The sequence below is a fragment of the Brevibacillus borstelensis genome (assembly GCF_036700025.1).
Lineage (GTDB): Bacteria > Bacillota > Bacilli > Brevibacillales > Brevibacillaceae > Brevibacillus > Brevibacillus borstelensis.
Map to the genome: position 1 here is coordinate 2,833,615 of NZ_CP144922.1, position 25,912 is coordinate 2,859,526.

The window sequence follows — 25,912 nt, forward strand, 5'->3', positions numbered from 1 at the left end:
TCCACATCCCCTTAATTCCTCTTCTAACTGTACACGAACGCCCCGTTTGAATCTACCTTTTTCCCACTTGGGTTGTGACGAATTCTTTTCTGACCGTGTTCTGCTGTGCCGCCCTTTTATTCTCGCATTCTAGCATCGTCTTGACAAAAGTGAGCGTCGCCATTATCCTTGGAAAAATTTAAAAGGACTGTTCTGTTATACGCAAAAGGCAGAACAGCAAAGGAGCGAGTTTGTATGCTGCAAATCAGTCCAATCACCCTCGAAGGAAAGCAGGTTCGTCTGGAACCGCTGGACACCAGGCATTGCGAAGGTGTATTTCAGGCAGGGAATTACGAGGAGATATGGAGCTATATGTCAACAGTGATACGACAGCCCGAAGACGCCCAGCGTTTTATCGAAACGGCGCTGGAGAACCAGGCGAGCGGAACAGAGCTGCCTTTTGCGATCGTCAGGAAGGAAGACGGACAAGTAATCGGCAGCACCCGATTTTTGAAAATCTCGAAAAAAGACCGCGGGCTGGAGATCGGCTATACGTGGCTGACGCCCTCCGTCTGGAAGACGAAAGTAAATACGGAGTGCAAATGGCTGCTATTGCGTCACTGTTTCGAAGAGCTCGGTTGCATTCGCGTCCAGCTGAAAACGGATGCCCGCAATGTAAATTCCCAACGGGCCATCAAAAGAATCGGTGGCGTTTACGAGGGAACCCTGCGCAATCATATGATTGTCCGCGACGGGTATATTCGCGATTCGGTCTATTTCAGCATTTTGGACAGGGAATGGCCGCAGGTGGATCAAAAGCTCCAAATGTTGCTGTTTGGTGAATAACGGGCAAAACGGATTGTGGATGGACGAGAGAGATGTGTACAATGAGCGTGTCACCATCTAAATAGGAAGAGTTGAGGATTGTTCATGAAACGGATACACGCTCCGGCCGGTTACGTCCTGCTCGCAGGCGATCTGGCCGCCTTTTTGCTGTTTACGTATTACGGAAAGCTGGCGCACGGACTTCCGGCCACTGCATCAGGGATCATGGAAACGCTGGCTCCGTTCCTCTTGGCCTGGATATTGGTCGCGCTGTTTTTCCATCCGTATCGGCGCCACTCATTGGAGAAGGCGGGCACGCAATTGCTTAACGTCCTGCTCATGTGGACGATTGCGGCACCCATCGGTCTGGTCATTCGTACACTCTGGCTGGGAACACCGCTCACCTGGCTGTTCGCCGCCGTTGCGTATTTTATCATGCTCGCCTTTTTGCTGGGCTGGCGGATTCCGTTTGCCATCGTCTACGCCCTCATTCGCCGGCCGTCCCGGACCCTTTGATTAAGCAAGTCCTGCCTCCTGATAAAAGCGCCTTTGACAGGGGACGCTACCAGTTGATGCTTGTAAAGGGAGGTGGGCACATGGGCAAGAACAACAACAGCAAGGATCTGGGCAAACACCGTGGAAAAACGCTGGATGAGCACGATAAAAACACCAACCTGCGTCAGTCCAACCACAACGACCGCAACAAACCGTAAATGAAAACCGTGCGAGCCGAACGAGTGTAAACGGCTCGCATTTTATTTGCTGAAAAGCGACACCGTGAAATTCTGTCTGACGAAAAGAATGTGCTATAATAACCAGAGTTTCGCTTTGTTTTTATGGAGGGGAAAATCGTGACCGAACCGTTGCAGGATGTACAACCTTTTACGCTGTCCACACAGGCCTTCCTCATTTTGTGCCGGTTGATGGACGGATGCTACGATGATCTGCGCGAGCAGGAAAATACGAGAGACTTGATAGAATCCATCGCCGATATACTGCTGGCCGGGGTGCAAAAGCTGGAAGAGCAGGAACAAAAACCGCGGACCGTGACGTTTCCGCTCAGCTTGCCGCAATCGTTCTTTTTGCGCAGACTGGTTGCCGAGATGGTCGCTCGCATGCCTGAAGAGCAAAATGAAAAAACAGCCAAATGGCTGCAGGAGTGTCTGACGGTGCTGTCTGGAGGCGGACATGGGCAAGCTGTACAAACCTGAGCTGCACGTCATAACGAGCGGACGACAGGAGCTCGACGAGGTGCTGCGCATGGCCGAAGCCGCATACAGCGGAGGAATGGATCGGCTCCATATTCGGGAAAAGCACCGTACGGCTCGCGAAATCATGGAGTGGGCGGAGGCCTTGGCGGGAGTCATGCCGCGCGAAAGCATCCTGATCAATGACCGCGTCGACGTGGCAGCAGCCGTCCAATGCTGCGGGGCACATCTCGCTTACCACAGCTTGCCGGTCAAAGCGGCCAGAAGAGTACTGTCGCCCGGGCAAAAGGTCGGGTGCTCGGTGCACTCTATGACAGAAGCAATGGAAGCCGCCGAGCAAGGGGCGGACTACGTCTTGTACGGCCATATTTTTCCCAGTCGCTCCAAACCGGGTTTGGCTCCCAGAGGGACGGGGGAATTGAAAACCATCGTCGAAGCGCTCTCTATCCCGGTGATCGGGCTTGGCGGGATCAAGCCCGAGAATGCAGGCCAGGTGCTCGCGGCGGGCTGTGCTGGCATTGCGGCGCTTTCAGGAATAACAGATGCAGCAGACGTGAAGCGAGCTGCCCGCTCATACAGGGAAGCGCTTGACAGGTGGAAGGGGGAAACGGGATGAGAAACACAGAGCGATTGCGTGACAAAATGGGTGTCTATTTTGTCGTTGGAACCCAGGATTGCGGATATTCGGCCGCGCGTACGCTGGAAATCGTCGAGCAAGCCCTGAAAGGGGGCGCGGGTACTTTGCAGCTCCGCGATAAAGGAAGCAAATTGACCCGCGAAGAGAAGGCTCGGCTTGGAGCCGAAATGAAGCGGCTTGCCCATCAATATCAAGCCATTTTCTTCGTCAATGACGATGTTGACCTGGCGATTGACCTGCAAGCAGACGGCGTTCATGTGGGTCAGGAAGACATGCATCTAAAAGACGTACGTGCCCTGGTGGGAGAATCGATGTACATTGGCGTATCTGCGGGTACAGTGGAAGAAGCCAGGGAAGCGATGGCAGGTGGAGCAGACTGTATCGGCGTTGGTGCCATGTATGCCACAGCGTCCAAGGCGGATGCAGGAGAACCGATCGGTCCTGCAGGACTGGGGCAAATACGCGAGGCGGTGGGAGGGTCGCTGCCGATCGTAGGAATTGGCGGGATTACGCTGGAAAATGCTGCTGCTGTTCTGGCTGCCGGAGCGGATGGCGTGGCCGTGATCAGTGCGATCAGCAAGGCCGCATCTCCCGAGCAAGCGGCTCGTGAACTGAATGAAGTCGTCAATCGTACGAGGAACGGACAGCCACGCTGACACATAACGTACCATAGACAGACCGGGAACTTGAACCTGGCGAGGGAGGTGGAACAGATGAAACATCGAATTTACCGGATTGGCTATGAATGGGTAAGCAAACGAGAGTTATTGGAGCGCCTCCAGCTGACGGATTGTGCGCTTGTGGAACATAAGCGGCTTGCCCCTGCCGAAGATCACCCCGATACAGAGAGCGTGACGCCTGAAGAAGAACGGCATGCCGCCCTGGTTCGGTATCAAAAGCGTCCTGGCGAGTGGATCACGTTCAACGGATTGTATGAGATTCTGAATCGAGAGCCTATTCCCTGGATTGATTCACCGCTGGAGTACCATCTGTTCGGCACTGAGCTGATCCCCGGCAGTATTCGCAGGGAAAAGGCGCCCCAGGCTCGAATACCGGCAAGGACCAAGCTGCAGGTAGCGGCTATTCGTCAGGAGACGGTTTTTGTCACGGTTCCGGGCCATCCTTCGAGGCGCTATGAGATGTCGCTATCCCATGCCCGATTTGCGAAGGATACGCCCACGGAGCTGGAGCTGAAGCTGCAAGTGTTTGCATTTCCGCCCAGACAGGATATCCTCGTTGACTGGCTGCTGAAGGAAGGGCGAAAGTCGGGTATTATTACCAGACCCAATCAGGAGCGTGTTGAACGATCAGCCTTTCAGGTGTGGGATGAGCTGCGCCAGGAATACGGAATCAGCGTAAGCGCGGCTCTGCTGGCGATCAAGCAGGCGCTGGTCGTACTTGATCGAGCAGGTGTCGAAACAGATTTTCCCTATCCGATACACGAGCTGTCCGACCTCTCCTTATCCAATGACGACGAGCGGGATGCATTCTACTCTTATCACGCCGTGCGCTGTTCGATTGCTGCGGTCGCATCGCTTTTGACCACAGATCCCAAGGACCCGCTTCAGGATATTCTTTTGGTCGATATCATGCTGGAGCAACAAATAAACCGCAGGCGCCCGTAAGCTGCCTGCGGCTTTTTGGTTCCTGGAGCGCTTTTTTGTATAATAGGTTTGATCAGGTTGGAAAGGGGTGCAAGTACATGTATGTATCGATGAATCGTTTGACCGTACCGTCCGACTATCGGGCTCACCTGGAAAAAGCCTTCAGTGAGGGCGGCGAGCGGATGAAAAATGTCCCGGGATTCCTGGAGTTCCTGTTTCTGGCGCCTACCCAGGGCGATGAGTATACCGTGTTTACCAAATGGGAAAGCGAGCAGGATTTCCTGAATTGGACACAGAGCGAGGCGTTCAAACGCTCGCATGCAGGCAGCAATCCGAACAGCCCGGTCAAGTCCGAGCTGCGCACCTATCAGGTAAAGGCATCTTCGTAAATGTACAGGCATTCGTTTGCGCATAAAGCAGGCGGATGCCTTTTTTCATTCAGATAAGTTTTGCAATAAACATTCTTTGCACAATTTGTAACCTGATCATGATATGATAAGGTGAGTCGAGAAAACGCTTACATGGTTACTATCCTAATAAAGGGGAAGTGAGTATGAGTCGCGTAGAACCTGATTTTTCTCTCGTTCAAGTACCTATTCACCTGAAGGAATTTGTAGTGGAGCAAGATTACGAACAGTACACGCCAATTGACCACGCTGTATGGCGCTATGTCATGCGGCAAAATCATCATTATCTCGGGCAGACTGCACACAGCGCCTACCTGGAGGGGCTGCGGCTCTCTGGAATCAGCGTAGAGCGAATCCCCAACATCCGTGAGATGAATGAATGCCTGGCAAAGATTGGCTGGGGGGCTGTCACGATTGACGGTTTCATTCCGGCTGTCGCTTTCTTTGATTTTCAAGCACATCGCATCCTGCCGATCGCGTGCGATATTCGGCAATACGATCATATTGCGTATACGCCGGCACCGGACATCATTCATGAGGCGGCAGGTCATGCTCCGATTATTTTGGATGAGACGTACCGTTCCTATTTGAAAATATTCGGGGAAATCGGGTCCCGCGCGCTTTCCTCCAAGGAAGATTACGAGTTGTACGAAGCGATCCGCTACCTTTCCATCGTAAAAGAAGACCCGGAATCCACTGAGGAAGTCATCAGACAGGCCGAAGAGGAGCTGGAGCGCAAAGCAAAGGCGGTCCAGAATGTTTCCGAAGCAAATGAGCTGGCGCGTCTGTACTGGTGGACAGTCGAGTACGGCTTGATTGGCGATTGTGAAAATCCGCGCATATACGGTGCCGGTCTGCTTTCCTCTGTCGGTGAGAGCATCAGCTGCTTGCAGGATGATGTAAAGAAAATTCCGTTTTCGCTGCAGGCGTGCATCGAGACCGATTATGACATCACAAAACCGCAGCCGCAGCTTTTTGTATGCCGCGATTTCCAGGAGCTGATTGACGCGATTTTGGAATATTCCAAGCGCATGGCGCTGAATGTCGGCGGGACGGAAAGCTTGATCAAGGCGAGAAACATGCCGCAAACGACGACGGCCGTTTACAGCTCAGGGCTGCAGGTTAGCGGCATCTTGGCGGAGCTGGAATTTGACAGCCAAGGAGAGGCGGTCTACCTGAAAACAACAGGGCCGTCCGCGTTGGCTGTCGGAAATAAAGAGCTGCCAGGCCACGGCAAGCAATACCATGCCGAGGGATTTGGCTCCCCAATCGGCCGGTTGGCGGGGGAGAGCACACCTTTGGAGTGCTTTACGGATGAACAATTGCAGGAAAAAGGAATCGTGCCCGGAAAACGTTCTATCCTGTCATTTGAGTCCGGTCTCCAAGTGGCGGGAGTAGTCCGTTACATTCTCCGGGAGGGAGGACGGCTTGTGCTCATCGGCTTCGATGAGTGCACTGTGACGTATCAGGACAAAACGCTTTTCCAAGCAGAGTGGGGGACGTTCGACATGGCGGTAGGGGAGCGGATCGTTTCGGTTTTTGCCGGGGCTGCCGACAGGGAAGCCTTTGCTACAGGTACACACAAGCCATCCGTGATATCGGCCAGACAGTCCAGCTACTCACCTGAGCAAATCAGACTGCATCAACTGTATCAACAGGTCCGAAACATCCGGGAGAAGCAGCAAGCTTTTGATCGCGATACATTGCTCACGATCCTCGATGAGCTCGACGCCGACTATCCGGAAGACTGGCTGATTCGCTTGGAGCTCCTGGAAATCCTTTATCGTCAGGCCGGGACGGAGCATGAACAAAGCAGGCTGCATTCCGTCTTGGAGAAGTTGAAGGATGCAAATCCAGACCAAAAGCAACTCATCATGAACGGGCTTCAACTGCTCGGATTGTAAGAACCAAAAAAAGCGGCGTGAATTGTCCTGATTGGGTGGTCACGCCGCTTTACATTCCTTCATGTTTATGGAATAAATAGGGTATGAATGTTTTCTCAAATATAGAAACAAAAGACAAAGGAGCCGGTAGAGAGTGAAAAACCGGATAAGAAAGCACTTAACGAGACTGGCCCCTGAGTTGGCGGCCAAAACGTATGGGTTTCTGTCTGATCATAACCGAATCTCTGCATTAGTATTAGAAGACCGTTCGTATACGTTGTCTCGGTTGGAAACGTTCATTCTGAGCTTGATCGAATACATACATACAGGCGATCGCGTGAAGGTGGAAAAAGGAGCAAGAGAAATTGCGATCCATCGTTCCAAACAGGGAATTTCTCTGGCATGTGTATTGGAACGGATACGCATGTGCCGGGATACTTTGCTGGATCAAATGGAGCAAGATGCGCATTATTTCATATTTACAGAGGAAGAGCGACTGGAACTGTATCAGATTCGATTGGATCTCTATCAATTTGTAGACAGCTTGATTGATATGTTTATTCACATTTTTGAAACGGAAGAAAGTCAGCGTGAAAAGGAAATGCAGACCGGCACTGCGACGCGCGAGCGGTTTTCCGAAGTGGCGGAACAGGAATTGGTTCAGCTTGTTCTGCAGTCGACCGATATCGCGGTGCTGATTATCGATCGCAACCTAAGAATTGTTGAAGCCAACTACTCCTTTGCGGAATTGCAGCAAGTGGAACGTCAGCAGATTATCGGTACGCACATAGATGAGACGTTTCGTCCCAGAGAAAATGAAAGGTTTGTTCAATGGGTCATCGAACGCGGCCAATCCGGACATTACGTCGCGGAGATTAACGGTACACTGACAACCGTCAGTACAAGTCCGATTTATCACAGGGGTGAGTTGTGGGGAGCGATTTCAGTCCTTAGAAACATCACCGACGCCAAGCGCTACGAGGAGGAGCTGACCAAGCGGGAAGCACTCGCGGCGGTGGGGCAGCTCGCTGCCGGCATGGCCCATGAAATAAGAAATCCCCTGACATCAATCAAAGGGTTTATCCAGTTATTGCGCGAACAGACGGAGACACGGCAGAACACCTCGTATTTTTCGGTGATATTGACTGAAATTGAGCGAATTGACGGATTATTAAACGATGTCTTGGTTCTTGCACGCTACCGGGACGACAAAATTGCGGCTGAGCGATTTCTGATCATGGATGAGGTTCTCGGCGTCATCCGTTTGCTCGAGCCAGAGTCCAACAGACGGGGGATTCGACTGGAGCTGAATTGGTCCGGTGATGAATGGTACATTTACGGGTATAGGGCACGCATCAAGCAAGCGGTCCTCAACATCCTTAAGAACGCGATGGAGGCAATCGCGACCAAGGGGTCTATCGTGGAAGTCTCGGTGTACGCGTCGATTAACCAGGTCGTCTTGACCGTCGAAGATGACGGTCCCGGTCTGGAAGATAAGGTATTAAAAAATTTATTCGTTCCCTTTTACACGACCAAGCCTGACGGGACCGGACTTGGGCTGTCCACCACACAGCGAATCATCCTCGACCACGGAGGAGAAATTTTCGCGGAGAACTCCCTGCGTTTGGGAGGGGCACGCTTTGAAGTAAGGCTTCCAATTTCAAATGGGTAATAAAGACAAATGATTCATGTACAAATGAGGCATTTGTCTTTTTTTCCTTGCATTTGAAAGGGACAGCACTCATAAGGATTTACGCTTGTCAGTATTATATAGAAAACGAGCATGATTCAAACAGTTATTGTTTACGTAACATTTATTATGTAAAAGAAATGGTAACGTTTTAAGACAAAGTGCCCGTTTTGCTTTTGAGCGATGCCAAGTTTCGGTACAATAGAATTACCATTACCCCACGGAGGTATCTATGAGTGGAGATCTTTCCGTCTTTTTAGCATTTGGTGCGGGCTTTCTTTCTTTTGTTTCCCCATGTTGTCTGCCCCTGTATCCTTCGTTCATTTCCTATATTACCGGCGTTACGATGGATGAGGTGAAAAAGGGAAGAGCTGTTTTCCAACGGCAGGCGCTATTGCACACCCTGTTCTTTATCTTTGGATTTTCGATTGTTTTCGTCGCCTTGGGACTGTCTACTTCCTGGTTGGGCAGCCTTTTTGCCTCCCAAAAGGATTTGATTCGCCAATTAGGGGGCATATTACTTGTGATCATCGGTTTGGTGATGCTTCAAGTCTTTAAGATGGACTGGATGATGAAGACGTGGAAAGTGGACCTGAAATCCCGGCCGATCGGGTATACCGGCTCCGTCCTGGTTGGAATTACGTACGCTGCTGGCTGGACGCCGTGTGTGGGACCGATTCTCTCCGGTATTATCGTTCTCGGCATGAATGATCCGGGGAGCGCCCTGTCTTATACCCTGGCCTATACTGCGGGCTTTGCGATTCCATTCTTTGTCATGACGTTTTTCATCAGCAAGGTCAAGGGAATCATGAAGTACTCTGACCGGCTGATGAAAGTGGGCGGTGCTCTGATGATCTTGTTTGGCGTGTTGCTGTATACGGACAAGATGACAGACATCACGAAAGTCCTGATTAAGATGTACGGAGGCTTCACCGGATTCTAACCCGGGGTGACCACATGAAAAGACTCATACTGGCAATGGTTATCGCTGTGCTTGTAGGCGCAGCAATCTGGCAGCCTTCTCAACAGACGGGTGCAGTGACGGTGGAACAAAGGCCGGAAGCAGGATTCGAAGCGCCGCATTTTTCGCTGCGAGGGCTTGACGATCAGACGTACGAGGTCGCAGGGAAGCGGGAGAAACCGCTTGTCATCAATTTTTGGGCGTCCTGGTGCGGCCCGTGCAAACTGGAAGCGCCGGACTTGCAAAAAGTTGCGGAGAAATACGGGCAGCAGGTGGACTTTTACGGTGTAAACGTAACTTCCAACGACAGTCTGGAGGGAGCGCAAGCATTTGTAAAGCAGTATAAGCTCACTTTCCCGATTCCGATGGACGTTACCGGTGATGTAGCCAACCGCTACTGGATTCAAGCATTTCCTACCACTTATCTGGTGGATAAGCAAGGGATCATCCGAAAGAAAATCATCGGAATGGTAGAGGGGCACTATCTGGAAACGGAATTGAAAAGATTGCTGGAAGGAAAAACAGGACCGCTGCGGTAGGGGAGGCAGCGGCCCTGTTTTATTTTAGTTCTCCGGATCAGCTTTTCTTTGAACGCTCCCGTCAGGCAAAATTTGCACATCTTTGGATAGCGATTCCATCCGCTGACGAAGCGCCTGGCTGTTTTCCTCATTCATCGGAACAGCTTGTCCCAGCTCGGCATGGTGGGGAAGCATTTTCAGCTGGCAATCGCCCGTTTTTGTACAGGAGGCCTGGAGAACCATCGTCTCCCATGTTTTAGGGTCGTTGGAACGGGTAAAGATAAAATTCCCAAGACTGTAGGCGATCCATTTCTCGTTGTACTGTTCAAAGCCCTGCAGCACATGCGGATGGCCGCCGATCACCAGGTCTGCACCCGCATCTATATATGCCCGGGACAGCTCCATCTGATGATCTACGGGATAGTCTTCCCGCTCTTTTCCCCAATGGGCGATGACAATGACCAGATCTGCTTGTCCTCTGGCCAGTTGAATGGCTTCCACGGCCTTTGCCGGATCATACGAGACCGCGATACCCGGCTTGTTTTTGCCTGCGTACCAGCTTACATTCGGGACGACGCGACTGAAGCCGAAAAACGCCATCCGAATGCCATTGCGCTCGACGTATGCCGGCGCATAGGCACGCTTTGCATCCGGGCCAGCCCCTACATACTCCAGACCGTTGTCTTCCAGCACCTGAAAAGTATCCAAAAGACCGCTTTCCCCCTGATCCATCGAGTGATTGTTAGCCAGATTCACCAGATCGATACCTGCTTCCTTCATAGCTGGAATTGCCTCCGGTGGAGACTTGTAGACGAACTCTTTGTTGGAGGCCGGTGTACCGTTTTTTGTAACAGGCGTCTCCAGATTGGCAACCGTAAAATCATCCTGTTGAAAGTATGGATGTACGTGGACATACGGAAAATCATATCCGTTTTCTTTCAACCTGGTTTCCACATGACCAGTCAAGATCACGTCGCCGACAAAAGTCAGGTTTACGGTAGCGGCTTGTTTGTTTTCACCTGCCTGCTCAGCAGGCTGGTCCGGCTGCTTTTCTTGGGAATGGTTCCAGAAGTTGTGCAGCAAATAAAAAACCAGACAGGCTCCCAGCAGGACAAACGTAAATAGAATTGTTCGCAATACAATCGTCAACAATTTTCTTTTTCTTCTGCGCTTCGCTTTTAAGCGGTCTATCCTTGTTTGATGCATCGCTCTCCCTCATATCAAAGCCTTCTGCCGCAAGGGGCGGCTTTCTTCAAAACATAAAGATAATTATAACATGCTGAAAAGCCAAAAGCCTAATCAAGCGGCCCTGGTTGCGGCTCTAGCAAGGGAGGAGACTGGGCTTCAAAGCCCGGCCCATTTTTGCTACTAGCGGTCTTTTTTTGTACCATTGCCTAAGGAGAACGGATTCCTTTGCCTCATATGATAAACGGACATGAGGCAGAGGAGGGATAGAGGTGTCCAAGCCAAAGAAGGGGAGAGGAAAGAAGGATTCCAAACAGCATCCCAATCAAGTGAATTTAAAGATTGTGACTTCCGGGACCTGCATGGTCTGCAAGGAGCCATGTACACGCGGTATGGAGTATGTAGAGAAGATGGCGCAGCCGGGAGCCGTTGGTTTTGGAGTGCCGTGTATTTTGACCAGGCCCCGTGCCTGATACGAGATCAGTTCCAGAGAAGGGAAACAGAAGTGTGAGGTCGGGGTAATCGCCTGCTTAAAGCTGTCAGGGCCGGGATTATCCCTTTATTTTTTGGTTTGGATATGTTTATTCGTTTGCTTATCAAGATTTTCATAACTGTATGGACTGAAGGAGGTTGACACGCCAAGTGCAATTCTAAGTGGAAAACGAGGAAACAGGGAAGCAGAGTAGAGAACAGAGAAGAATATTCCATAATAATAAAAAAGGGATACCCGATTTGGACATCTCTTAAATGATGGTAATATATGGAAGTTGCGTTTTGGAATCTATTATAAATTCTAATAAATATTGGATAAAAAGTCTATTTCTTTTTTTGGCACTATCAGATAATGACAGTAAGTCGAATCCAAAAAGGGTGCAAATCATGTTTGATCAAGAGCCATTTCTGGTAAAAGTGGAATGGGGAAAACGCGGGGCACGAGAAGCTGCCGAACGGGGGGATATTGCGATTGTCGTCGATGTTCTCAGCTTTTCTTCGACAATCGTTACTGCCATCCATCATCATGCGATTGTTTATCCATACCCCCCGCCGATTAATGAACAGGCTGCCGCCTATGCAGACGAGATCGGGGCAGAATTGCTGCTGGGAAGAGCAGAAGCGGCGAGAGCTGGAAGACCCTCTTTGTCCCCGGTATCGTTTGGGCCCAGGGATGCAGAGAAAAAATATGTCCTCTGCTCACTCAATGGAGCTGCTTGTTCCCGGCTTGCTGCCGGTGCCTCTGCTCTATTGGTCGGCAGTCTGTTGAATGCGACTGCTGCTGCTAAGTATGCGAATAGCCTTCAAAGAAAGACGGGAGCGTCCATCACTGTCGTTCCATGCGGAGAGTATTGGCAAGGCGGACGAGACGGCGAAAATGATCTTCGGCCAGGGATCGAGGATTATTTAGGAGCTGGTGCGATCATATCCGGTTTGGCGGGGAGTAAATCTCCGGAGGCCCTGGTCTGTGAGGGAGCATTTCGCGAGGGCAGGGACCGCATCGCAGATTTAATCTGGGATTGTGGCAGCGGGCGAGAGCTGCGTGAAAAGGGCTTTGCCGAAGACGTTCGCCACTGTGCCCGTCTGGATATGTATCAGGAGGTTCCCATTTTGGACCGGAACCACTTTCGAGATGCTCTTTAATGAAATGTAGTATGGATCATGGAAGACATCGCATCACCGACCTTGCGCGCGGCTCATACCGCGTATCTGGCAAGGCAAGAAGTGCTGTATTATACTAGGTGTACATAACGATGAAGGGAAGTGGTTGTCCATGAGACCACTCGCGATTTCGCCGGAAACGGCTGGGAAGCTGGCGGAAGCATTGCAGGTTCCTTTGGAGCGCCTGATGCACATGCCGCAACATATCTTGCTGCAAAAAATGATGGAGCTGGCAAAAGAAGAAGCGGAGAAAAAAGAGGCCGGGGAGTAAGGAGCTTTCCCTTTGATCTTCCACGAGCAAAGAGGCTTTATCAAAGAAGCTTCTCTTCGTACGACGTTCTCATGCAGATCCAACGCAGCATTTTCCTTTGCCTGCAACCGCCCGTCGATCGAGATGCTGTTGTACCGACAAACATACTCGCCATTGCGGTATCTGCAGCAATCCTCCCGATGTGCAAGCAGGCAAAGGATTTTCATAGGTCCTGGTGAATCATACCTACATAAGAACAAAAATTTGGAGGGGATCATATGGCAGTAAATGTAGCGCATAAATACGGAACTGGTGTAAAACCGCAGGATTTCATCCAGGGAATGACAAAAAATCAGGAAGCGTTCAACGATTGGTTCGAGAAGTTTGCTTGGGCCAGCGAGGAAGACCGCGAGTTTTTCGCATCGCTCCGCCATCGTGACGATCTGCGTTGCCTGATCATCGCAGCCGATTGGTGCGGCGATGTGGTTCGCAATGTGCCGGTTGTGCTCCGGGCTTTGGAAGAAACAGAAATCCCTACAGAAATCATGGTGATGGAAGACCACCTCGACCTCATGGATGAATTCCTCACCATGGGAGGCCGCGCGATTCCTGTCGTCATCTTTGCAGATACTGGCGGACATGTTCTCGCCAAATGGGGCCCGCGCCCGCAGCATGTGCAAGCAGTGATGACTGCTTTTAAACAACAGAATCCGGACCGGAATGCACCCGACTACGAGGAAAAGATTAAAGTCGCTCGTGCCGAGATGCTCGCCCAGTACGGAGAGGGCACCGGTTACCAGCAGGTGATCGTAAAAGAACTGCGGGACGTACTATCGGCTATTTAATTGCAGACAAGGAGCTGGAGCACCACCCGAGACCAGCCGAGATCCAGGGAAGCAGTTCGCTACGCCGGATTCGGGAGAGTGCTCATGTTGACAGAAAATCAGTTGTAAATAGAAGCAGGGATGGGAGCGCGGCTCAACGGTTCGCTCCTGTCCGCTTCTTTTGGAAGGAATGAAAAGCTTGCATTACTACGGAAATGAGACCATCATGTCATTGGAGCAGGTTCTGCGCCTTCGTCCAAATGAAGTCCGGATATTGGAATGGGTTCGTACATACGAGTTTCTTGAAAATCAGTATGGCCTCGATGATGCCGTCCCTCATTTTTTAGAGATAAAATGTGAGGCAGATGCAGTTAGGATCAGACGAAACAGAATCACCGATTTTCCCGAATACATTTGCGAAGAAGAGAAGACGTTTCCTGATGTGGAACAGGCCCTTGCTCTCTTTCATGAGTGGGCAAAGCAAATATTGGATCAGGTAGGGAACGACAAGTAAGAGGGTCTGAAGAAATTGAGTATGTATTGACAATATTAATTCTATTATGTTAGAGTTAAAAGCGTCGATTCGTTTTTCATAAAAGGAAAAACATCGATGTATGCCGGTGTAGCTCAATTGGTAGAGCACCTGACTTGTAATCAGGGGGTTGTGGGTTCAAGTCCTATCGCCGGCACCATTTTTCGGGGAGATAGCGAAGTGGCTAAACGCGGCAGACTGTAAATCTGCTCCCTATGGGTTCGGCGGTTCGAATCCGTCTCTCCCCACCATCTTTTCTGTCAGTTTATAATTCGAGCCGGTGTGGCGGAATTGGCAGACGCGACGGACTCAAAATCCGTTTCCAGCAATGGAGTGGGGGTTCAAGTCCCTTCACCGGCACCATCATAGAGCGACGATATTCTTCGGGTCGAGGCACCTGAAGAATTTTTTTTATGTGGACCATCAGTCCCAACGATTTGCGGACTCTGCGGTCGGTACATCATGGGCATATTTCCTTTTGTTGACAACAGCTCTATAGCTGCTATATACTTTTTTCTTGAGGTGGTAATCATCATGGACATGAATGAGTTGCGCCAAACTCAACTCAGTTATTACTTTTTGGATGCAGTAACAGCATATATGGATTTCGAGAAGACCACCCATTTTTTAAGAACAAAGGATGGCAAACAAATTTATTATGCGGAAATCCATACCGTATCGGCGATTAAAGAAAACGAAGGGATACATATTACCGCGCTGGCTGAAAAGCTCGGTGTGACCCTTGGTGCTGTGTCCCAGATTCTGATCAAGCTGGAAAAGAAAGGATTGATCAAAAAAGAAAGAGACCCTCGCAACCAGTCTCGATTTCTGCTCACGCTCACTTGCGAAGGGGAAATCGCGCATTTGAACCATCTGAGGTTTCACGAAGCGTTTGATGATCTGGTTTACAGCGTTTTGGAGGGAAAATCCGAGGAGCAGGTACGGTTTTTGAAACAATGTTTGATCGACCTGGCGGCAAAACTGCAGACCGCAACTGAGGAAGAGAAGAAGAAGCAAAAATGAGAAAAATTTTTACATAAAGACTATAGTACCTATAGACATTCAAATTGTGAATTCCACCAGAAATGGTGGAATAAAAAACAACATTAATTGAGAATGATTATCTTGTTCATTCAAGAAACTTGCCGAAACGAGGTGAACATGCCGTGGTGTCCATGATTCGAAGGAGATTGACCGGGCTTGCCGTGGTACTGTTCGGGGTAACCCTCCTCTCTTTCCTGCTGGCCAGCATCTCGCCGGTCGATCCGGCCGAAGCGTATGCGCTCCGGGTCACCCAGCAGCCGACGCCCGAACAGATTGCCGCCATTCGCGTAGAGCTGGGCCTTCATCTGCCGTTACATCAGCAGTATTTCCGTTGGGTCGGCAATCTTCTGCAAGGAGATTTGGGCATCTCTTATTTGACGAAAAAGCCAGTCCTCTCCGACATTGCCGAAAAATTGCCCGTGACGCTGCAACTGGTTGGGCTCGCCCTCGTGTGGGTCGCGTTGGTTACGGTTCCGATCGGCATTCTGACTGCCTTGAAGCCGGGAACTCTATTCGATCAAGCAGTCCGATGGGCGACCATCCTCGGCATCTCACTGCCGAGCTTTTGGCTCGGATTTCTCCTGCTGCTGCTGTTCACTTTGATCCTCCCTGTCTTCCAGGTGGTGAATGCGGGCACGCTCGGCAGTCTGATTCTCCCTTCGCTTACGCTGGCGGTACCGGCGGCGTCCGCCTTTATCCGCCTGTTCCGTGCGACACTGTTGTCCAATTTGAATAAAGATTATGTCGTTTACGCCAGAGCAAGAGGAATCCGCCAGAGCCGGATTGTGTGGGTACATGTGGTCAAAAACTCGTTACCGCCACTCATTACGCTCTTTTGTCAATACGTCGGGCTGCTGGTCACCGGCAGCGCGGTCGTCGAGAGTCTATTCTCGCTGCCAGGCATCGGCATGCATCTGGTTAATGCCAGCATGGCCCGCGATTTGCCGACCGTCAACGGATGCGTGCTTGTCATCGCGCTCATCTTCGTTTTGACCCGAACGGCGGCGGAACTGATCAATGCGCGACTGAACCCGAAGCTGACGGACAAGGAGGAAAGGCTGTATGGGTAAAGCGATCCTGAACAACAAACAGGCCCTTGCCGGCCTTGCGCTGATCGCCATCGTCTCGATCATGGCTGTGCTCGCTCCTGTCATGGCACCCAACGATCCGAACAAGATTGATGTGATGAGCAGGTTTCTGGCTCCCAGCGCCCAATACCCGCTCGGGACCGATCAGTTGGGCCGGTGCGTGCTCTCCCGGCTGCTGTACGGAGCGATCTACTCACTCGGTATTGCCGTGCCGACACTGTTTGTGCTGGGCGGCATCGGGGCGGCGCTCGGAACGGCAGCGGCCTATATCGGCGGGAGATGGGAACGCGGCTTTTTGGTTGTGTGCGATATTGTAATGGCGTTTCCTTCTCTCGTTCTCATGCTGGCGCTGATTGGCTCGCTCGGGCAAGGGCTCGTGAGCATTGTCGCGGCGACCGTCAGCACCATGTGGGCGTGGTTCGCCAAAGTAGTCTGGTCGTACGCCAGCCTGGAAAAAGGCAAGGACTACATTGTCGCTTCCTGTATCGCTGGATGCAGCGGCTGGCGAATCGTGTTTGGCCACATCATGCCCAACCTGCTGCCGCAATTTGCTGTATACCTGAGTACCGGCATCGCCGGGTTCATCCTGATGGTGTCCGGCCTATCGTATCTTGGGCTCGGCTTCGAAGCAGGGACGCCGGAGTGGGGGGCGATGCTCAGCGAGGCGAAAGCTCATTTCTTTTCCCATCCGACGCTGGTCGTCTATCCCGGCTTGTGTATCTTGCTCGCGGCGGCCGGGTTCAACCTGTTCGGCGAGGCGCTCCGGGACATTCTCTCTCCAGAGGAGGCAAGCGAATGAGCGAGTTGTTGCAAGTCGAAAGCCTATGCATCGGGCTGAAGCAAACGGGCAAGCCCATCGTCAAGCAAGTGAGTTTCGCACTTCGCAAAGGGGCCGCGCTGGCCGTGGTCGGGGAGAGCGGCAGTGGGAAGACGCTGACTTGCAAGGCAATCTTGCGGTTGCTTCATGATCGGACATTTACTGTTTCCGGGAGCATCCGCTATCGCGGACAAGAGCTGCTTGCGGCAAGCGAGCGGGATATGCGAGCGCTGCGAGGCAACCGGATTGCGATGATCGTGCAGCATCCGATGATGGCGTTTGATCCGACCGCCACCATCGGCACTCAAATCACGGAGACGATCATGGCCCACCGCTGTATAAGCAAAAGGGACGCTTACTCGTCCGGTGTCCGGGCGCTGGAGCGGATGAATCTGCCCCGCTGCGAGCAACTGATGAACAGCTATCCGTCCGAATTGAGCGGCGGCATGCTGCAACGGATCGTCATCGCCCTGGCAATCATTCACGAGCCGGACGTAATTATTGCCGACGAGCCGACGACCGCTCTGGACGTCCGCAATCAAAGCATGGTCCTGCAGGAACTCAAACAGTTGAAGCAAAGCGGCATCGGGCTGCTGCTCGTCACCCACGACTTCGGCGTCGCCGCGGGTCTGGCGGACGAGATGCTCGTCATGCGGGAAGGGGAGGTGATCGAGCGCGGTACGGTACATGACGTCTTTGCAGCACCCAGAGAAGCATACACAAAGGAGCTTTTGGAGGCCAGAATACTCATGAGGAAGGAAGACCGACATGATCGAGATGAGGGATGTATCCAAACAGTATAGGGGCAAAGGCAGCCGTGGGCGTTCAGTTACGTTCGATGCAGTCAAGCAGGTCTCCCTCACACTTCGTTCGGATGTTCGTTACGCGTTAGTCGGCGAGAGCGGCAGCGGCAAAAGCACGCTTGCCCGACTGTTAATGGCGATTGATCCACCGACGAGCGGAGAGATTTTGTTTGATGGTGCCAGCGTATGGGAGATGCACCCACGGGAGCTTCGCAAGAAACGGGCAGAGTATCAGATGGTGCTGCAAAACGCGAGCGGCTCCCTCGATCCTCGGCGCAGCGTGTACGATTCGATCGCTGAGCCGATCCGCTGCCTAACGAACCTGGACCGGAGCGAAGAGCGCGAGAAAGTGCTGGCGCTGGCCGAACGGATGAAGCTGTCAGCGGCGCAGTTGGAGCGGCTGCCCCACGAACTAAGCGGCGGCCAGCTCAAGCGTGTCTGCATGGCGAGAGCAATGAGCGTGTCGCCGAATGCCTTTCATGAGGATGGTTCCGTCAAGGACACGCTAAAAACTGTCACGCTCGGTACCGGCCCCTACATGTACAGGGGCGACAGGGACGGCAATATCTATACCTTCGTCCGAAACCCCCACTATTGGGGAGAGCCTCCCGAGGTTGAGCGGTTCCATGTGAAAGTGATTCCCGATAATCACGCCAGGCTGCTTGCTTTTCGCAACGGGGAGGTAGATCTCCTCGTGGGGACCCGCCAAATATCTTTTGACGGATTCAATGAGATGAAGGCTGCCGGGTATGGCGCGCTCGTCTCGGAGGGAGAAGCGAATTATACCCGTTTTCTTGCCTTCGATGTATCCAAAGCGCCATTCGACGACTTGAATGTGCGGCTCGCAGTCAGCTATGCCATTGACAAAATGAGTATTGTTCAAAATATCTTTGCGGGGATTGAAACGAGAGCGGACAGCATTTTGGACCCCGCGTTGCCTTACTGCGACGTCCAACTGGTCCCGCGTATTTACGACAGGCAACAAGCAATAGCGCTGCTGGAAAATGCGGGTTGGGTGGATGCAGATGGCGATGGCGTACGGGAAAAAGACGGCGTTATGCTAAAGGGTGAGATTTTGTATATAAAAGGCGACCCCATGATTGACGATTTGATCCTCGTGCTGGCCGCGCAACTGAAAGAAATCGGCATGGAGATGAAAGGAAACGGCATGGAGAAGATGGCGTTTCATGCCGAGTACGCTAAAGGGGTGGCGATTACCCTTTATCAGACGTACGGCAATCCATGGGACCCGCATACCACGATCTCCAATATGAAACCCGATCTGAAGAACGACTATCCGGCCGCTCAGGCGCTCGCTCTTGTGAAAAACGGAAATGACATCATTCAACGGCTGAACGTCACGACGGATGAAAAGGAAATCCGGAAAACCTATCACTTTGTTTTAAGCGAAATTCACGACAAAGCGACTTTGCTTCCCATTTCCTACACGCGGGAGTTGGCACTGCATAACACCGATAAAATAAAAGGATATACGTTCTACGCCGGGCAGCCGTCCCATTTCAATGTTGCGGGGATCAAGTTAAAGTGAATTTTTTTACCCCTGGCCTATAGCTGCTATAGACTTTTGGGGGTACTCGTCTTCTCTATGGCCAGCCGAGCAGGAAGGTAACAGGCATAGCTGCACACGGCATCAGCCGGCAAAGCTATTCCTTATTTTGATATCCAATGAGGTGAATACAATGGTTGAACGAGATGGGGTAAAACATTCGGCCCACATAGAAGAACAGCACATGATCGGCTTCGGGGCACTCGCCCGGCTGTTGCGTCCAGTACGTCTGCATCTAATCGGCTGCGCCCTGCTCTCAGCGCTCGGGGCAGCGGCCGGACTCGCCCCTTATATCGCCGTCGCGGAGATCGCGCGCCACGTGCTCGTCGCCGCCAGTGCTGCAGACGCAGCCAGGGAAGTCTGGATGTGGGTGGGCATCGGAGCGGCCGGCGCAGCGCTCAGGCTCGTGCTCGTTTTCCTGTCATCGCGACTCGGCCACTATGCAGACGCCGAAACGTTGCACGACATCCGCAAGCGGCTCGTCCGCCATCTGGGTGTAGTGCCGCTTGGCTGGTTTCGGGCAACTGGCTCCGGTGCCATCAAGAAGGCGATGACGACCGATCTGGAAGTGATGCATCAGCTAATCGCCCATGCTCTCGGTGAAATGATCGGCGCTGTCGTAGCAATGACGGTCGGTTTCGCCTATTTGGCGATAATTGATTGGCGGATGACGCTGATCACGGCCGCCGTTCTCGCCGTGATGGCCACTTCCTTTCGCATCGCGATGCGTTCGATCACGACGCATATGGCCCGTCTGCAGGCGGCGGAAGAGCGCATCAGCGCCGCCGGTGTCGAATATGCCGATGGGATCACGGTCGTAAAAACGTTCGGTACGGGAGGGCGCATTCTGCAGCGTTTCGCCGAAGCCGTTCGCGATCATACCGAGGCGATGAGCGCGTGGGTGTCGGAGACCCGGTACAGTTCTGCTGTCTCCCGGCTGTTTTCTTCCGAAATGTCGGTACTGGCCGTGGTGATGGCAGCCGGTCTTGGTTTTGTCGCTAAGGATCAGCTCGCAGTCGCTGACTTGTTGCCCTTCCTGATCGTCGGTATTGGGTTGCCAACGTCGATCACCCCGGCGATTCACGGCTCACAAGGTTTGCGCCAGGGACGGATGGCGGCCAGCCATATCGAGCAGCTGCTGTCGCTTCAAGCGCTGTCCGAAGCGGAGCAGCCGCAGAAGCCGCGGGATCATCGCATCGAATTCGACCGTGTCTCCTTCTCTTACGACGGCAAGACCAACGCGCTTTCAGACATAAGTGCAGTATGCGAGCCCGGGACCGTAACCGCAATCGTAGGTCCTTCGGGTGCCGGGAAGACGACGATCGCGAGCCTGCTGCCGCGCTTTTACGACGTCACCGACGGCGCGATCCGCATCGGCGGCATTGACATCCGGTCCATCCCGACGCCGGAGCTGCTAAAGTTGATGTCGCTCGTATTCCAGGACGTCGTGCTGCTGAGGGACACGGTTAGGGAAAACATCCGCATCGGCCGCCCTGACGCTACGGACGAGGAGGTTCGTCGTGCCGCTGTCGCCGCCCAGATCCATCACGTGATTGAACAGCTTCCGAACGGTTACGATACGGTTTTGGGTGCTGGCACAGGCGGGCTGTCTGGCGGCGAGCGGCAGCGGTTGACGATTGCGAGGGCGATTCTGTCCGGTGCGCCGATCGTCATTTTGGACGAAGCCACGGCTTCGCTTGACCCGGACAGCGAAGCGGCCGTTCAGGACGCGTTGGCCGAGCTCGCCACCGGCAAAACCGTGATCGTCATCGCACACCGGCTGCACACAATCCGAAACGCCGACCAAATTCTCGTTCTGAACGATGGGCGGCTAACCGAACACGGAACCCATGAGGAACTGCTCGCCCACAAGGGGCTGTATGCCCGCATGTGGAAAGCTCAACAGCAGGGAGAATCTGTATGAGTCGCAGCGTCGGCTCCGACAAACTCCGGCACGGCACCGGCATCAGCTGAGTTGACGCCGTTCGGCTCACATAGGCTGCCAGCGGTGCCAGCGAGAGATCAGTTGCATCGCCTGTGCTTGCATCGGGGTGGCTGGCCTCGCCGGAGCCTTCGTACACAAGGCTGAATGACTGACTGCCTATCTGCCTGCAAACGAATGAACAAAAACAAACCTAGCCCAACGGATAAACGTGCCAGGAAGCCATGCCTTCACATGTTAAACCTTGTAAAAAGGAGAATGTCTATGATTCCTATGATCCGCAACCTGTATCGGTTATGGCCGGACCCGAAGCTGCTTTTGCGTCTCGGTTCGTTGCAAGTGATTCTGGCAGTATTGCAGGGAGTGCTGCTCGGCATGCTCGTTCCGATCTTGCGGGCGCTGCTGCGCCCGGAGCCGGACTTCGCCGCGGCTGGGCCGTGGCTATTCGCGGGCGGAATCGGCCTTGCCGTCTATGCTGTGCTCACCGTCATCGCCACGCCATTCGGCTTCGCCGCCAGTATGGAGCTCGCCGCTGAGCTCAGACACCATCTGATGGGGCACGTGACAACTCTCCCTCTCGGATGGTTCACGGCCGACCGCAAAGCCCGCCTCGCCCGGGCGGTCACCGCTGACGTCAACACGATCTCTCACCTGACCGTTACGATTGGATTCCCGGCGATCGTTTCCGTCCTTGTGCCGGCTACCGTCATCGTGGTCACGTTTGCGGTCGACTGGCGGATGGCGCTGCTGTTTCTCGCCATTGCCCCCATCGCTTTCCTGACCTTGCGGCGTGCCGGGCACATTGCCAGCATCGCCGAGGTTGAGCTGGAGGAGGCAGCCACGGAGATTGCCGGGCGGGCCATCGAGCTCGGGCAAGCGCAGACGGTGCTGCGAGCGGCCGGTCACGGTACGACCGGTACCGCCCGGCTGCGTGAGGCGCTAGAAGAGCATCGCCGAACCTACCGCCGCGGTTTGCGTCGCTCCATGGTGCCAGATCTGACATTCACCGCCGTTGTAATGATCGGGTTCGCGGCCGTGCTTGCGCTAGGAGCTTGGCTGCTGCTGGAACGATCGCTTCCCATCCCGGATGCGGTCGTGCTGTTCGTGCTGGCCGTCCGCTTTCTGGAGCCGATCGGCAATCTGATCGAACTGATTGGAGCTCTCCGCGCGATGGACAACTCGATCGGGCGCGTTCAGGCGATTCTGCACACCCGTCCGCTTCCGAAAGCACCAAAGCCTGTAACTCGTCTGGAGAATGCTGGCATCGAATTTGAAAGCGTAACCTATCATTATGAGCAGGAAACCGGCAAGGCGCCAGCCTTGTCCGATGTATCATTCCGTTGTCTCCCCGGAACGATGACAGCACTCGTTGGGCCGTCGGGCTCCGGCAAGACGACCGTCATCCGGCTCATCGCCCGATTCTTCGACGTCGACAAAGGCAGCGTACGCATCGGCGGCGTCGACGTCCGAAGCCTGAATGAAGAAGTGTTGATGAGTGATGTCGCTATCGTGTTCCAGGACGTGTATCTGTTCGACACGACGATTGAGGACAACGTCCGGCTTGCCAAGCCGGACGCCACGGATGAGGAGCTTGCCGCCGCCGCGCGCGCTGCCCGCCTCGACGACGTCATCGCCCGTCTCCCGCAAGGCTGGCGCTCGCGTGTCGGCGAGGGAGGCGCCCAACTATCCGGGGGTGAGCGGCAGCGGGTGTCTATTGCCCGGGCGTTCCTGAAGCGTGCACGGATCGTGCTGATCGACGAGGCGAGCTCCGCGCTTGATCCAGAGAACGAGATCGCGGTTAGCCAAGCGATCGCCAATCTGGCCGGCGATCCCGACCGGACAGTCATCGTTATCGCTCATCGTCCGTCGACGCTAGCCGCCGCCGATCAAGTTATCGTACTCGATGCGGGCCGTGTCGCCGAAATCGGGAAGCCGGAGGAACTCCGCCAGGGAGAGGGAATTTTTGCCCGTCTGTTCGACCAATACGAGCGCGCCCGGAGCTGGCACATCGTCAAACGGGCATAGTGCGGGCCGCCGGTACGAATCGATCATGGGAGGGACTTATGCCGTTCGAAGGGGAAAGGTTTCTCTCGATGAAGAACCAAGCATACAATATATCTCAAGGATGATTTGATTCCGGGCGCCTTTTCAAATTGATGACCGAAATAATGCCTGCTACAAAGCGTTTACACAATGTAGCGTAGTGCTTAACAGAAAAAAACCGTAAGGTCTTTTATAACAAATTGCTTCATTTTCCGATAAAAACGCGCTATTTTGGCAGAATTAAAGCATTGAGACAGTGAATGGAAATGAAGAATAGCACATAGGTTGCACTATTCTTCATCAATCTCAATGTCGACTGATTCATCTGAGATTCCGGCAAGCATTTTAGCTTCAGTTTCAAATGGCTCTATATCGATATCTAAAGACTTTTCCTTATACTGCTCATTCCATGGAACACCACAGGCTGCTGCGTGTCTTTTGGGATCGTAGGGGACACCTGTTTTCAGAACACTGTAGATAATCTTTGCAACTTTTCCAGACATATGTCCTATAGCTTTCATTTTTGGCATTTGACGTGCCAATAGGCGCTCGTAATATGCCGCAAACACATTAGGACCACCTCTTTGGGCAATAAGTATTAGAGCCATCTGAAACATGACCCTGCGTGTATCGCGAACACCACTGAACGTCTGGCGAGTGCCTTTTACAGAAGTCCCAGACTGCTTATTTTCGGCAGATACACCAAGGTATTTTTTAAATTCTTTATAGGTACTAAACCGATGAATGTCACCTATTACAGCAATGAGAGTACAAGCCCAATTATCACTCATGACAGGTAAAGAAAAGAGCAAATTGGTATATGGGTGTGGGGGAGTTCCTTTTTCAGCATTACCATGTAATAACTCATGGATGCTTGCGTCAATACTGCTTAAACTTTCTTCAATGCGCAAGGCTTCTTGGATAAGCCAACTTTGTCGATCGACAACATGGACCAATGGCAGAGCAACGGTGTTAGGTAAAACATGAGCTAATTCGCTGGCTGCCTTCTTTGCAATAGCTTTAGCACCGCATTTGGTTATTGCTTCTCGAAGTTCAATCTCGGAGAGACCCTTCATATCCAAAGCAGTTGGATACATTAACGCTAGGCGTAACACAGAAGGGCTTGAAAGCTTCTTAAATGCTCTTTTAAGGTCAGGGTGAGTGATTTGAAATAACTGTTGCACCTGGTTTTTCCTGCGTGTCAGGGTAGTGGTAAGTAACCAGCGATCACGCATGAGAGTACGGACGATAGACTGTGACATTGAGGCTGGACTCGCTAGTCGTACAGCTTTCATATCGGGGTGGAGCGATTTATGCCATCCCATATAGGCCATCGTTCTAGCATCAATAGCATCGGATTTCTCTTGAATACCAAGAGTCTCTTCCCGAAATTTTTTAACAGAGGCATTTTCAACCATATGAAGTGAGTAACCAGCTTTTAATAATACCTGTTGAAGAAGAAAGGAATAATGCCCACCTGTCGGCTCCATTAATACGAAAAAGTCGATTGGTTTTAATCCTAGATGCTCCTGTACATCTTGAAGGGCCTTCAAGAAATCAGAGATACCCAAACTATCGGCATCGAATTTCATTGTTTTGGCCCTTTTCCATTTTCCATCACGAAACTGTTCGGGAGTAATGCAGGTAGCCACATGAAAATCAGCTCCAATATCGACACCAACGTATATTGGATAAAAGAGTCTTACGAATTCTTTTTGCCCATCGGTTTGAGTGACACTAAAAGTCATTAACTGATCTTCCTTCATAAGTTATGTTCTCCTTTTATTAAGCAATATGTAATACACCTGACTATCCAAGTTACTGTGAGAGCTTCATTTGCCCAATGTAGCATGTCAGGATTATAGCGCCAGGTGATCTGTACCCAAATTGTCTCAAGAGGTCTAACGCAAGTTAGCCCCAAACGTTGAAGGGTTTCAATTGCTTTACTTTATATGGAGTACAATTTTCCGTTATATAGACTTTAAAAAACTTATACGTTACCTCTGAGAAAATTCCTGCTCTGGTTTAGTTAATTTTGGAAAACAAAAAAACCCGCCAAAGGACGGGTTAAACGCTGACATGGGTGCAGTGCCAATACACGTGGAGTGCCCCAGTGTTATATCAGAGGTCTGAAATCTATCAGCCCCAATCCTAATATGGTAGGTAAAACCATGAAAGGTCACTGCACAATATATATGATTCGCTAGTGAGCGAGTGTACTCCTGCAAGACCAATGTTCCCAAATAGTTAGTAGAGCTCTATCCATCAGGAGTGCCCACATTGTGTTCAGGAATACATTGGCAACGTAAAAGATTCGTTAGGAAATAGAGTTATTCCTGCAAAGGCCGATGTTCCCAAACATTACGCAGAGCTACAACCGAGGATGTGCCCACGTTTTGTTCAGAGATACATCGGTATCATTTAGTTTAATTCTGTGGAAAAGATATGAAAA

25 protein-coding genes and 3 tRNA genes are annotated in these 25,912 nt (G+C 52.2%); 26 read left to right on the forward strand and 2 right to left on the reverse strand.

The genetic code is table 11. The annotated features are described in order from the left end of the window. Positions 1-234 precede the first annotated feature (234 nt). The 11 genes from V5G20_RS13320 (at position 235) to V5G20_RS13370 (ending at position 9,733) form a co-directional block, all read left to right on the forward strand. Complete coding sequence (locus V5G20_RS13320) at positions 235-825, forward strand: GNAT family N-acetyltransferase (protein ID WP_122958317.1); 591 nt, start codon at positions 235-237, stop codon at positions 823-825. 84 nt (positions 826-909) lie between these two features. After that, complete coding sequence (locus V5G20_RS13325) at positions 910-1,320, forward strand: DUF3054 domain-containing protein (RefSeq protein ID WP_338460865.1); 411 nt, start codon at positions 910-912, stop codon at positions 1,318-1,320. A 335-nt stretch (positions 1,321-1,655) separates the two neighbouring features. Continuing rightward, positions 1,656-2,015: a hypothetical protein gene (locus V5G20_RS13330; protein WP_122958316.1), complete on the forward strand. Its 360-nt coding sequence runs from the start codon at positions 1,656-1,658 to the stop codon at positions 2,013-2,015. Continuing rightward, a complete protein-coding gene (locus tag V5G20_RS13335; protein WP_327927809.1) occupies positions 1,993-2,628 on the forward strand; it encodes a thiamine phosphate synthase in 636 nt (211 codons plus the stop codon). Before V5G20_RS13330 ends, V5G20_RS13335 begins: the two co-directional genes overlap by 23 nt. Next, positions 2,625-3,305 (forward strand): thiamine phosphate synthase, encoded by a 681-nt coding sequence (gene thiE / locus V5G20_RS13340; protein WP_338460866.1) that lies wholly within the window; start codon positions 2,625-2,627, stop codon positions 3,303-3,305. The genes V5G20_RS13335 and thiE overlap by 4 nt, the downstream gene beginning before the upstream one ends. A 57-nt stretch (positions 3,306-3,362) precedes the next feature. After that, positions 3,363-4,274, forward strand: a complete 912-nt coding sequence (locus tag V5G20_RS13345) for a hypothetical protein (protein WP_327955563.1) — start codon at positions 3,363-3,365, stop codon at positions 4,272-4,274. Positions 4,275-4,351: 77 nt separating this feature from the next. Next, entirely contained in the window at positions 4,352-4,642 is a 291-nt protein-coding gene (locus V5G20_RS13350) for an antibiotic biosynthesis monooxygenase family protein (protein ID WP_003385627.1), read from the forward strand. Between the two features lie 164 nt (positions 4,643-4,806). Next, the gene (locus V5G20_RS13355) at positions 4,807-6,564 is read left to right on the forward strand and encodes an aromatic amino acid hydroxylase (protein WP_031932848.1); all 1,758 of its coding nucleotides are present in this window, start codon (positions 4,807-4,809) and stop codon (positions 6,562-6,564) included. 133 nt (positions 6,565-6,697) lie between these two features. Then, the gene (locus V5G20_RS13360; RefSeq protein ID WP_031932847.1) at positions 6,698-8,215 is read left to right on the forward strand and encodes a two-component system sensor histidine kinase NtrB; all 1,518 of its coding nucleotides are present in this window, start codon (positions 6,698-6,700) and stop codon (positions 8,213-8,215) included. Positions 8,216-8,465: 250 nt separating this feature from the next. Then, positions 8,466-9,176, forward strand: a complete 711-nt coding sequence (locus tag V5G20_RS13365; RefSeq protein ID WP_003385623.1) for a cytochrome c biogenesis CcdA family protein — start codon at positions 8,466-8,468, stop codon at positions 9,174-9,176. 14 nt (positions 9,177-9,190) lie between these two features. Continuing rightward, positions 9,191-9,733 carry a TlpA family protein disulfide reductase gene (locus tag V5G20_RS13370; protein WP_024984185.1) on the forward strand — a complete coding sequence of 181 codons (543 nt, stop codon included), beginning with the start codon at positions 9,191-9,193 and terminating at the stop codon, positions 9,731-9,733. A gap of 24 nt (positions 9,734-9,757) precedes the next feature. Here the strand turns inward: V5G20_RS13370 and V5G20_RS13375 are convergent, their stop codons facing one another. Continuing rightward, complete coding sequence (locus tag V5G20_RS13375) at positions 9,758-10,918, reverse strand: CapA family protein (RefSeq protein WP_003385620.1); 1,161 nt, start codon at positions 10,916-10,918, stop codon at positions 9,758-9,760. A gap of 251 nt (positions 10,919-11,169) precedes the next feature. On the opposite strand from V5G20_RS13375, the gene V5G20_RS13380 reads away from it, so the two are divergent. From V5G20_RS13380 to V5G20_RS13450, 15 genes are all read left to right on the forward strand, one after another. After that, positions 11,170-11,370 (forward strand): hypothetical protein, encoded by a 201-nt coding sequence (locus V5G20_RS13380; protein WP_003385619.1) that lies wholly within the window; start codon positions 11,170-11,172, stop codon positions 11,368-11,370. Between the two features lie 406 nt (positions 11,371-11,776). Further along, on the forward strand, positions 11,777-12,532 hold the full coding sequence (locus V5G20_RS13385; protein ID WP_003385618.1) for a 2-phosphosulfolactate phosphatase: 756 nt from the start codon (positions 11,777-11,779) through the stop codon (positions 12,530-12,532). Positions 12,533-12,662: 130 nt separating this feature from the next. Beyond that, a complete protein-coding gene (locus V5G20_RS13390) occupies positions 12,663-12,821 on the forward strand; it encodes a YycC family protein (protein WP_122958313.1) in 159 nt (52 codons plus the stop codon). Positions 12,822-13,078: 257 nt separating this feature from the next. Further along, positions 13,079-13,645, forward strand: a complete 567-nt coding sequence (locus tag V5G20_RS13395) for a thioredoxin family protein (protein ID WP_003385616.1) — start codon at positions 13,079-13,081, stop codon at positions 13,643-13,645. A 178-nt stretch (positions 13,646-13,823) separates the two neighbouring features. Continuing rightward, positions 13,824-14,138 carry a hypothetical protein gene (locus tag V5G20_RS13400; protein ID WP_024984085.1) on the forward strand — a complete coding sequence of 105 codons (315 nt, stop codon included), beginning with the start codon at positions 13,824-13,826 and terminating at the stop codon, positions 14,136-14,138. Positions 14,139-14,240: 102 nt separating this feature from the next. Further along, positions 14,241-14,316: transfer RNA gene (locus V5G20_RS13405), tRNA-Thr, on the forward strand. Positions 14,317-14,322: 6 nt separating this feature from the next. Beyond that, positions 14,323-14,407 (forward strand) — tRNA-Tyr (locus V5G20_RS13410). Positions 14,408-14,432: 25 nt separating this feature from the next. Beyond that, positions 14,433-14,519: transfer RNA gene (locus V5G20_RS13415), tRNA-Leu, on the forward strand. A 171-nt stretch (positions 14,520-14,690) separates the two neighbouring features. After that, complete coding sequence (locus V5G20_RS13420; RefSeq protein WP_003385614.1) at positions 14,691-15,179, forward strand: MarR family winged helix-turn-helix transcriptional regulator; 489 nt, start codon at positions 14,691-14,693, stop codon at positions 15,177-15,179. A gap of 152 nt (positions 15,180-15,331) precedes the next feature. Then, the gene (locus V5G20_RS13425; protein ID WP_035979648.1) at positions 15,332-16,270 is read left to right on the forward strand and encodes an ABC transporter permease; all 939 of its coding nucleotides are present in this window, start codon (positions 15,332-15,334) and stop codon (positions 16,268-16,270) included. Further along, complete coding sequence (locus V5G20_RS13430; protein WP_122958310.1) at positions 16,263-17,087, forward strand: ABC transporter permease; 825 nt, start codon at positions 16,263-16,265, stop codon at positions 17,085-17,087. Before V5G20_RS13425 ends, V5G20_RS13430 begins: the two co-directional genes overlap by 8 nt. Beyond that, positions 17,084-17,908 (forward strand): ABC transporter ATP-binding protein, encoded by an 825-nt coding sequence (locus V5G20_RS13435; RefSeq protein ID WP_327955560.1) that lies wholly within the window; start codon positions 17,084-17,086, stop codon positions 17,906-17,908. The genes V5G20_RS13430 and V5G20_RS13435 overlap by 4 nt, the downstream gene beginning before the upstream one ends. Then, complete coding sequence (locus V5G20_RS13440) at positions 17,874-19,457, forward strand: ABC transporter substrate-binding protein (RefSeq protein ID WP_327986013.1); 1,584 nt, start codon at positions 17,874-17,876, stop codon at positions 19,455-19,457. The genes V5G20_RS13435 and V5G20_RS13440 overlap by 35 nt, the downstream gene beginning before the upstream one ends. 202 nt (positions 19,458-19,659) lie before the next feature. Next, positions 19,660-21,399, forward strand: a complete 1,740-nt coding sequence (locus V5G20_RS13445) for an ABC transporter ATP-binding protein (protein ID WP_035988851.1) — start codon at positions 19,660-19,662, stop codon at positions 21,397-21,399. A gap of 282 nt (positions 21,400-21,681) precedes the next feature. Beyond that, positions 21,682-23,442, forward strand: a complete 1,761-nt coding sequence (locus tag V5G20_RS13450; protein ID WP_003385604.1) for an ABC transporter ATP-binding protein — start codon at positions 21,682-21,684, stop codon at positions 23,440-23,442. A gap of 308 nt (positions 23,443-23,750) precedes the next feature. Here the strand turns inward: V5G20_RS13450 and V5G20_RS13455 are convergent, their stop codons facing one another. After that, positions 23,751-25,226, reverse strand: coding sequence for an IS110 family transposase (locus tag V5G20_RS13455; RefSeq protein WP_122959062.1), 1,476 nt, complete (start codon positions 25,224-25,226; stop codon positions 23,751-23,753). Positions 25,227-25,912 lie beyond the last annotated feature (686 nt).

Excerpts from the sequence above, each read along its gene's own strand:
- V5G20_RS13320 (WP_122958317.1), top strand. The coding sequence starts at position 235 with ATGCTGCAAATCAGTCCAATCACCCTCGAAGGAAAGCAGGTTCGTCTG.
- V5G20_RS13325 (WP_338460865.1), top strand. The coding sequence starts at position 910 with ATGAAACGGATACACGCTCCGGCCGGTTACGTCCTGCTCGCAGGCGAT.
- V5G20_RS13335 (WP_327927809.1), top strand. The coding sequence starts at position 1,993 with ATGGGCAAGCTGTACAAACCTGAGCTGCACGTCATAACGAGCGGACGA.
- thiE (WP_338460866.1), top strand. The coding sequence starts at position 2,625 with ATGAGAAACACAGAGCGATTGCGTGACAAAATGGGTGTCTATTTTGTC.
- V5G20_RS13345 (WP_327955563.1), top strand. The coding sequence starts at position 3,363 with ATGAAACATCGAATTTACCGGATTGGCTATGAATGGGTAAGCAAACGA.
- V5G20_RS13350 (WP_003385627.1), top strand. The coding sequence starts at position 4,352 with ATGTATGTATCGATGAATCGTTTGACCGTACCGTCCGACTATCGGGCT.
- V5G20_RS13355 (WP_031932848.1), top strand. The coding sequence starts at position 4,807 with ATGAGTCGCGTAGAACCTGATTTTTCTCTCGTTCAAGTACCTATTCAC.
- V5G20_RS13365 (WP_003385623.1), top strand. The coding sequence starts at position 8,466 with ATGAGTGGAGATCTTTCCGTCTTTTTAGCATTTGGTGCGGGCTTTCTT.
- V5G20_RS13370 (WP_024984185.1), top strand. The coding sequence starts at position 9,191 with ATGAAAAGACTCATACTGGCAATGGTTATCGCTGTGCTTGTAGGCGCA.
- V5G20_RS13375 (WP_003385620.1), bottom strand. The coding sequence starts at position 10,918 with ATGCATCAAACAAGGATAGACCGCTTAAAAGCGAAGCGCAGAAGAAAA.
- V5G20_RS13385 (WP_003385618.1), top strand. The coding sequence starts at position 11,777 with ATGTTTGATCAAGAGCCATTTCTGGTAAAAGTGGAATGGGGAAAACGC.
- V5G20_RS13390 (WP_122958313.1), top strand. The coding sequence starts at position 12,663 with ATGAGACCACTCGCGATTTCGCCGGAAACGGCTGGGAAGCTGGCGGAA.
- V5G20_RS13395 (WP_003385616.1), top strand. The coding sequence starts at position 13,079 with ATGGCAGTAAATGTAGCGCATAAATACGGAACTGGTGTAAAACCGCAG.
- V5G20_RS13420 (WP_003385614.1), top strand. The coding sequence starts at position 14,691 with ATGGACATGAATGAGTTGCGCCAAACTCAACTCAGTTATTACTTTTTG.
- V5G20_RS13425 (WP_035979648.1), top strand. The coding sequence starts at position 15,332 with ATGATTCGAAGGAGATTGACCGGGCTTGCCGTGGTACTGTTCGGGGTA.
- V5G20_RS13430 (WP_122958310.1), top strand. The coding sequence starts at position 16,263 with ATGGGTAAAGCGATCCTGAACAACAAACAGGCCCTTGCCGGCCTTGCG.
- V5G20_RS13435 (WP_327955560.1), top strand. The coding sequence starts at position 17,084 with ATGAGCGAGTTGTTGCAAGTCGAAAGCCTATGCATCGGGCTGAAGCAA.
- V5G20_RS13440 (WP_327986013.1), top strand. The coding sequence starts at position 17,874 with ATGATCGAGATGAGGGATGTATCCAAACAGTATAGGGGCAAAGGCAGC.
- V5G20_RS13445 (WP_035988851.1), top strand. The coding sequence starts at position 19,660 with ATGATCGGCTTCGGGGCACTCGCCCGGCTGTTGCGTCCAGTACGTCTG.
- V5G20_RS13450 (WP_003385604.1), top strand. The coding sequence starts at position 21,682 with ATGATTCCTATGATCCGCAACCTGTATCGGTTATGGCCGGACCCGAAG.
- V5G20_RS13455 (WP_122959062.1), bottom strand. The coding sequence starts at position 25,226 with ATGAAGGAAGATCAGTTAATGACTTTTAGTGTCACTCAAACCGATGGG.